This is a genomic window from Lactobacillus amylolyticus DSM 11664, from assembly GCF_000178475.1.
Taxonomy (GTDB): Bacteria; Bacillota; Bacilli; order Lactobacillales; family Lactobacillaceae; genus Lactobacillus; species Lactobacillus amylolyticus.
This window is the reverse complement of the sequence record NZ_ADNY01000005.1, coordinates 1-7,986: the sequence shown is the minus strand read 5'-3', so window position 1 is coordinate 7,986 and position 7,986 is coordinate 1. Positions and strand designations below refer to the sequence as shown.

The 7,986-nt window shown below is 37.5% G+C and carries 7 protein-coding genes and 2 pseudogenes; 5 read left to right on the top strand and 4 right to left on the bottom strand.

The features are described 5' to 3' along the window. Positions 1–24 precede the first annotated feature (24 nt). The 4 genes from HMPREF0493_RS00575 to HMPREF0493_RS00560 form a co-directional block, all read right to left on the bottom strand. On the bottom strand, positions 25–960 hold the full coding sequence (locus HMPREF0493_RS00575; protein ID WP_006351281.1) for a nucleoside hydrolase: 936 nt from the start codon (positions 958–960) through the stop codon (positions 25–27). Positions 961–1,064: 104 nt separating this feature from the next. Next, positions 1,065–2,513: a 6-phospho-beta-glucosidase gene (locus HMPREF0493_RS00570; protein ID WP_040456734.1), complete on the bottom strand. Its 1,449-nt coding sequence runs from the start codon at positions 2,511–2,513 to the stop codon at positions 1,065–1,067. A gap of 64 nt (positions 2,514–2,577) precedes the next feature. Beyond that, the gene (locus tag HMPREF0493_RS00565) at positions 2,578–2,988 is read right to left on the bottom strand and encodes a DUF3284 domain-containing protein (RefSeq protein WP_006351279.1); all 411 of its coding nucleotides are present in this window, start codon (positions 2,986–2,988) and stop codon (positions 2,578–2,580) included. A gap of 17 nt (positions 2,989–3,005) precedes the next feature. Next, entirely contained in the window at positions 3,006–3,728 is a 723-nt protein-coding gene (locus HMPREF0493_RS00560) for a GntR family transcriptional regulator (RefSeq protein ID WP_040456731.1), read from the bottom strand. Positions 3,729–3,942: 214 nt separating this feature from the next. On the opposite strand from HMPREF0493_RS00560, the gene HMPREF0493_RS00555 reads away from it, so the two are divergent. The 5 genes and pseudogenes from HMPREF0493_RS00555 to HMPREF0493_RS00535 all read left to right on the top strand — a co-directional run. Further along, entirely contained in the window at positions 3,943–4,428 is a 486-nt protein-coding gene (locus HMPREF0493_RS00555) for a nitroreductase family protein (RefSeq protein ID WP_006351277.1), read from the top strand. Positions 4,429–4,453: 25 nt separating this feature from the next. Next, positions 4,454–5,644 (top strand): bifunctional phosphopantothenoylcysteine decarboxylase/phosphopantothenate--cysteine ligase CoaBC, encoded by a 1,191-nt coding sequence (coaBC, locus tag HMPREF0493_RS00550; protein WP_006351276.1) that lies wholly within the window; start codon positions 4,454–4,456, stop codon positions 5,642–5,644. 140 nt (positions 5,645–5,784) lie between these two features. Then, positions 5,785–6,529, top strand: a pseudogene (locus HMPREF0493_RS00545) (aldo/keto reductase family protein). A gap of 48 nt (positions 6,530–6,577) precedes the next feature. After that, positions 6,578–7,393 (top strand): Cof-type HAD-IIB family hydrolase, encoded by an 816-nt coding sequence (locus HMPREF0493_RS00540; RefSeq protein WP_006351274.1) that lies wholly within the window; start codon positions 6,578–6,580, stop codon positions 7,391–7,393. A 9-nt stretch (positions 7,394–7,402) separates the two neighbouring features. After that, a pseudogene (locus tag HMPREF0493_RS00535) lies at positions 7,403–7,981 on the top strand (NAD(P)-dependent oxidoreductase); the annotation flags it as partial. Positions 7,982–7,986: the final 5 nt, after the last annotated feature.

The following is a 7,986-nucleotide window of genomic DNA, read 5'->3' as shown; positions in this document are numbered from 1 at the left end:
GTTTTTCCAATCCTTTTAATTTTTCTATTTCAATTTTGCACTTTTAAGCAGTTCGTCCATTTTTTGATAGAATAGTTTCTTATTTGCTTTGGTAACTAAAGTTACTTCACGTCCTGATGGAGTTTCATCAAAACTGCCGGCACTAAGACCATCAGTGATTACCTTCGCCTTTGCCGTCCGCGTTTCGACAATTTCCGGATAAAGGGCACTCATTGTTGTTAGCACGTCCCAAAGAAACAAGCTGGCGCTGGGCACTGACACGATTAAACTGTAGGCCTGCCCAACTAAATCCATGGCAGGATATTTTCTTAAACTAGCCCAATGCTGACGCAATTTATCGCTTAGTGGAAGTTCTTCCGTGCTTTCTAATCCAACCATTTGAATTGGAATATTAGAAGCGAAAACTCTTTTTACCGCATAAGGATCCCAGAATGAATTCCATTCCTGTGTACCATCAGCGTTAACTTGTGCTACGTTTCCGTGTCGATTAAGTGAGCCACCCATCCAATATAGTTTAGCAATTTTTTCTTCAATACTTGGATCATAATCAAGTGCTCTTGCTAAATCAGTTAAAGGGCCGGTCATGATTAATGTGATTTTTTTATCAGCATTTTTAATCTTTTCAGCTAAATCAAGATGCGCTGGCAACTTTGCTTGCTTTGTCTGGATTGTGCCTTTTTCATTTAACATTGGTAAATAGTTGAACGAATAGGTAGCCATACGCCATTCATGTGGAAATTGGTTGACCGCTCTAGAATTGGATTTGGCAATTTCTAGATGATCATTTCTTAAGTTAAAACGATCCGTCAACTTGCGACAAGCTTCGACTGATGGATCGATGTAACCGTCAGCATCAATCGCCCCAACACCAAGCAATTTGATTTTAGGAGCTTGCAGCAGCAAAAGGTAAGAGACTAAATCGTCGATATTGCCATCGTGATTAAAATATATTTCTTTCATCGCTAAAACCTTTCAAAGTCTTTTTTGTTTATTTTAACAGCATAATGAAAATCCGAAAATAGCATAAAAAAACATCCCCGCAGGGATGTTTTTTAAAACGATTATTAATTTAAATCTTTACCGTTCGATTGGATAACTTTCTTGTACCAGAAAAAGGAGTCCTTACGTGAACGACCAAGAGTACCTTCACCGGCATCATTTTTATCAACATAAATAAAGCCGTAGCGTTTATCCATTTGGCCAGTTCCGGCAGAAACAAGGTCGATGCAGCCCCATGTAAGGTAACCCATTAAGTCAACGCCATCGAGTTCAACAGCCTTTTCCATTTCTGAAATGTGATTTCTTAAGTAGTCAATCCGGTAATCATCGTGAACTGAACCATCAGCTTCAACCTTGTCGTAGGCACCCAAACCATTTTCAACGATGAATAAAGGCTTGTGGTAACGATCTTGCAATTGATTCAAGGCAATTCTTAAACCTTCTGGGTCAATTTCCCAGCCCCAATCGCTACGCTTTAAAGTTGGGTTCTTAGCAATAGCTTGAGCTAAATCGGTTAAGTCGTCTGGCTTTACCTTTTCTGAAGAAACGGTTGTTGTCTGGTAGTAAGAAAAGGCAACATAATCAACTGTTCCTTCCTTTAAGACAATTCTGTCTTCATCGGTAATATCTGGACGATAGCCATTTCTTTCAATATAAACTTCAACAGCATTTGGATATTCACCAAAGACATGAACATCTGAGAACCAATCCCGACGTTGTTCAAACTTGTCAGCCAATAAAACGTCATCGGATGATGGGGTAAGTGGACGAACAGGTGAATAGTTGATCATACAACCAATCTTGAAGTTAGGATTGATCTTGTGTCCAACTTTGACTGCCAAAGCAGAAGCCACTAATTCATAGTGACCAGCTTGATACATTGCTGCTTCTTTTTCTTCATCAGTCATGCCATCTTTAAATAAAATGCCAGAGTTGGTAGCCATCAAGAAATCATTGTTGAAACTGGTTTGGTTATTAATTTCATTGAAGGTCATCCAATACTTAACTTTGTTCTTATAACGTTTGAAACAAACAGTGGCAAAACGAACAAAGAAGTCAATCATCTTTCGGTTGGTAAAACCGCCGTATTCCTTAATCAAATGGAACGGAATTTCAAAGTGAGAGAGGGTAATCACTGGTTCGATTCCATATTGATGACAGGTATCAAAGAGATCGTCGTAAAACTTTAAGCCTGCTTCATTTGGCTCTTTTTCATCACCCTTAGGGAAGATTCTGGTCCAAGCAATTGAAGTTCTTAAAGCTTTGAAGCCCATTTCAGCCATCAATTTAATATCTTCTTTATAGTGATGGTAAAAATCAATTGCTGAATGGTTAGGGTAGTTCTTGCCAGGGATGACGCCATCGGTAATTTCACGTGGTTTGGTTGCTGAACCAACTGTCATGACGTCGGCAACAGACATGCCTTTACCATCTTCATTCCAAGCACCTTCGAGTTGGTGAGCAGCTACAGCTCCACCCCATAAAAAGTTCTTTGGCATTTTTGCTGAATACATATGAATAAAACCCCACATTTATAAATCAAAATAAAATAATTAACAATATTTTTTCTTATTTGCTTTATACTAATAAACTCTCTTTTACATTATCAACCATCTGTTTTAGTTCTTTCTTGGTGCCATGCTTGAGCTGAACATTGTAGAGCCAGTTATTGAACTTGCCATGACTAGCTGGATCATAGTTTTTAATTTCTTCAGAGAAAGTTATCTTGACGCCGTTTTCGGTGTCTTGTGTGTGGTAAGAGATGAAGACATCCATGCGTGAATTTTTAAAACTTGCTTCATAAGCCTCGCCACGTTTATAAGTTGTGATAACAGTTTCAATATCATCCTGCTGATAGCGAATGCCAGAAACCAATTTAACTGGCATATCGTTATTGCGGGATTTTTTTATGCTATAGATCAATTGCTTATCTAGGTAGTTAAAAAAATCATTAGCAGTAAAATTAAATTCTTTAGTTATTGTAATCATAAAAACTCCTTTGTCGTCTAAAACCTATTGTTTTCGACGATTGTGTAGTCACGCTGATCATAGCGGTTTCGACTAGTTGAATATTCGATCGGATCACCGTTAGTAAGCCAAACGATTTGCTCCAATTCCAACATTGGATCACTCTTTTTAGCGTTTAAGTACTTCTGATCGTACTGATCCGCTTTGCACGCACGAATTTTACGATAAGCATGACCAAATTTCAGCTTTAATTCTTTATGGATATATTGATAGATTGATTTATGAAGAATGTTTTCGTCAAGATTTGGTACAAGCTTAACAGGCATATAAGTATGTTCGATAATTAAAGGTGAGTCATCGACAATTCTTAAACGAACAATATTGTAAACTGGTTCTGAATGTTTAAGACACAAGTATTTTTGAATGTTTTCATTTGGAAATTCAACATTAAACTTGATTATCTGGCTTTTAACATTATCGCGGCCTAGCAAATTGCGTAAGCCCGTGAACATGTTAGCAGGTGAATCATATCTAGTTTGAATTGGAATGGTACCTGAGACGTAAGTGCCCAATCCTGATTGCTTGTAGACCAAGCCTTTTCTTTCCAAGCCATCTAATGCTTTTTTTACCGTCAAACGACTGACGCCTAATTCCTTGGCCAAACTTTCCTGGTCGGGAAGAGGCTGACGAGCCTGATAGGTTCCATCGTTGATTCGATCATTGATTATTTTCGCAATTTCCAAGTATTTTTCTTTTGCCATTATTTCACCATCTTTGTTTAGGTTTGAGTTTATAAAAAGAGATGCTACATAATTTACTATTAATTCTAGCATTTATGTAGCATCTCTTCAGAGAAATTAAACCTAATCATATCTATTTTAGGAAGCGCTGTCAAATGCTGAACGAATTATAGGTATTTTTAGAATAAAGGATTAAAATAGAAGTAAAAGATATTGTGCAAAGGAGATTTTTTTTATGACTGATGCAATTTTAACCAGACAATCTGTACGTAAATTTAGACCTGATAAACTGACTGAACCAGAAGTCACTCAATTAATTGCGGCTTTTAATGCTGCACCATGTGGGATGCACCAAACCGATGTCATGCAAGCTAGCGTTATAAAGGATGATGCATATTTAAATAAAATTGAAGATGCTTGCGATCATGCATGCTATGATGCACCACTGCTTTTTGTTATTGCTACCAAGGCTGATAGTCAATTTGGTGAGCGGGACGCATCAGTTGCTGCTGAAAATATTATGGTCGAAGCAAACAGTATCGGATTAGGTTCTGTTTATGTAATGGGCGCAGCTTTTTCTATTGATAAAGATGTTGCTTTAAAGAAAAAACTTGGAATTGACGAAGGCTACAAGATTCAAGTTATCGTCAGTGTCGGATATCCAAAAGAAAAACCGGAAGCTGAGGACCGTTCTAACCGTTACAAAGTAACTATTAAATAATGATATATATGTAAAGTAGGTAAAAATGAGAATCGCGGTTTACTTAACAGGTGGGATTGCTTGCTATAAAGCGGTCAATGTCGTGCGCTTGCTCGAAAAAAAGGGTCATGAAGTCAGAGTAGTAATGACCAAGAATGCTGAAAAATTTGTTACTTCTGCAACATTAGCTTCTTTGACTAAATATCCGGTTTTAGAAGATCTTTGGTTAAAAGAAAATGAAGCTCAAATTTCACATGTTTCATTGGCCCGCTGGACTGAATTAGCCTTAGTAGTGCCAGCCACAGCCAATTTTATTGCGAAAATGGCGAATGGGATTGCAGATGACGCTGCTAGTACGACTATTTTGGCAACTCAAGCACCTAAATACGTCGTTCCAGCGATGAATGATCAAATGCTAGCTAATCCGGCGACCCAAAGAAATTTAGCTTTCTTGAAGGAAAATGATGTTAAGATCCTTGATCCAGTAATTGGCGTTTTGGCTGAAGGTTATAAGGCTAAAGGAAGGATGCCCGAACCAGAAGCAATTACCTCTTGGATTGAACAAAATTTACGTGAGACTCTGCCTTTAACCGGTAAAAAAATTATTGTAACTGCCGGTGGAACTAGGGAACCAATCGATCCAGTCCGTTTTATTGGCAATCGTTCCAGCGGGAAAATGGGAATTGCAATTGCCCGGGCTGCAAAAAGAGCAGGAGCAGACGTTTGTTTGATTTATGGCTCAATTAGCGTGGCGCTGCCTAAGGGAATAAGGCTGATTCATGCGGAAACAACTGAAAAAATGTTATCCGCTGTTCAAGAAGAATTTCCTAAAGCAGATGCACTAATTATGGCGGCCGCAGTAGCAGATTGGCGTCTTAAGAAAGTTGCTGATCAAAAAATAAAAAAGAGTATGGATCAAGCCAATTTAGATTTAAGCCTGGTTAAGACACCAGATATTCTTAAAACGGTCAGCAAAAATAAACGTAAAGATCAACTGGTAATTGGCTTTGCGGCCGAAACGAATGATTTACTGAAAAATGCCCAACGTAAATTAAAAGAAAAGGGAGCAGATTACATTATTGCCAATAATGTGTCCACGGACAGTTTTGGCAGTGATGAGGACAAAATTTTTATCTTAGGCCAGGGGAAGCCGGTATTTGAACTACCTAGAATGAAAAAGACAAAAGTTGCTGACAAAATAGTAAATTTGCTGCAAAAATCTTTATTTATTAGGTAAAACACCCCTTGCTATTAATCAAAATTAAGCTATCATTGTAGTTGTAGGAATTAAGAGACTGAGGAGAAAGAGTTGACAGATAAAGTGGTCAGCCCTTTCTTTTTACCTATTTTGTTTGCCAAGCAATAACACAAGTTCAAATGGGAACGTGGCTGCTTAATAATGACGAGGCCCAAAAAAGTCGTTCGTCAGGCCATTCTTGTGTCTATAAAGCGTTTGATACTGCAAGAGATTACGGTAATGAAGTTGGAGTTGGCAAGGGAATCTGGAATTCTTATATTTTTCCTGACAACCAAAGTTCCAACTGCAGTCAAGGATTATGAAGGAACCAAAAAGTCAATTGATGAAGCTTTGGAAAAGTTTAGTCTAGATTATATTGATCTTTTATTAATTCACTCTCCGCAACCATGGGTTGAAGTTAATCGTACTCCTGACCGACATTTTAAAGGAAATCTAGAGAATTGGCGAGCAATGGAAGAAGCTGTCAAGGCTGGCAAAGTTAGAGCTATTGGAGTTTCTAATTTCTTAAAGGAAGACCTTGATAACATTATTGATACTGGAACGATTAAACCAGCTGTTAACCAAATCGAAGTAAATATTGGCAATACTCCTTTAACGTTGATGAAATGTTGTCAAGAACAAGGAATTATCGTTGAAGCATATTCGCCTCTTGCCCATGGTCGCGCATTGACTAATTTGAAGATTAAGAAGTATGCTGACAAATATCATGTCAGTCCGGCACAATTAATGCTTAAATATGATTGTCAATGAGGGTGCGTTGTTTTACCAAAAACTGATAAGATTAACGATATGAAGCAAGATCGACAATTGGATTTTGAAATTGACGATAGCGATATGGAAGAACTTAAAAAACTAAGATTTTAGAGCACTATTTGAGAAAATAATGTTTTTTTGTGTATAAGGAAAATTGTTATGAAAAACATTAAGCTAATTGCAATTGATATTGATGGCACTCTGGTCAATTCTAAAAAAGAGATTACCCCTGCAGTAAAGGAAGCTATTTTAAGTGCAAAAAAGCAGGGAAAGAAAATTGTGATTTGTACTGGACGCCCTTTGTCTGGTGCACAGCGCTATTTAGATGAACTGGGGCTAAACAATCAAGATGATCAATTTGTCGTAAGCTTCAATGGTGCAGTGACTGAATCAACAAATGGCAAAGTTCTGTTTAAACGAGGACTTAATTATTCAGAGTATATTGATCTTGAGGCAATCGCAAGAAAGCTTAGGTTGCATTTTCATGCAGTGGGTTTAAATAGAATATATACAGATAACCGTGATATAGGACATTATACGATTTATAACTCGAGAATCGTCAGACTGGAAGTTTCCTATCGAACTGCTGAAGAAATGCGGCAAATTCCAATAATCAAATGCATGTATATTGATAATCCAGAATATCTGGATGAAAAGATCAAGGACCCGCTTTTTGACCAGATGAAGAAGAGAGTAACTTTTTCTAAAACAGAACCATTCTATTACGAAGCAACTGCCGCTAATACAGATAAGGCAACTGGGCTAAAGGTTTTGTGCGAGCACTTGGAAATTAAGGCAGAAAATGTTATGGCCTTGGGAGATCAAGCTAATGACATGCCAATGATCAAGTATGCTGGCCTAGGGGTTGCGATGGGCAATGCTGTAGCAATTACCAAGAAAAATGCTGATCAAATTACGACAGATTGTAATCATGATGGAGTAGCAAAAGCAATTAATGCAATTCTCAATAAGTAAATTGCTGAAAGTATGCGCGAGGGCGTTTTCCTTAACATGAGTGAGTATGATAACCAAGGATATAGTATTGAAAGCAAAACTCTAGGCATTTTAGGTTTAGGCAGAATTGGTTCTCAAGTAGCAAAATTCGGTAAGATGCTTTGAATGAAGATTATTTATCATAATCGCCATCAAACAGAAAATGACATTGATGCTAAATATGTTGATTTAGATACGCTTTTAAAAGAAAGCAACTTTTTATCTTTGAATGCTCCTTTAACTGAAGAAACACGTCATATTATTGATGCTGCGGCTTTATCTAAGATGAAAGATACTGCTTTCTTGATTAACGTAGCTTGGGGCGGATTGGTTGATCAAGCAGCCTTAGTTGATGCCCTTAAATCTGATGAAATTGCCGGTGCTGGTTTGGATGTCTTTGAGAATGAAAATGAAGTCGATGAAGAATTAGCAGGTCTTGATAATGTAATCACGACGCCACATGTTGGTAGTGCAACTCATATGGCAAGATACAATTTGTCTAAAGAAGCAAGTAAAAATATTATTTCTTATTTGATCGATGGTCAAGCCTTGAATCAAGTAAATGCATAATAAAA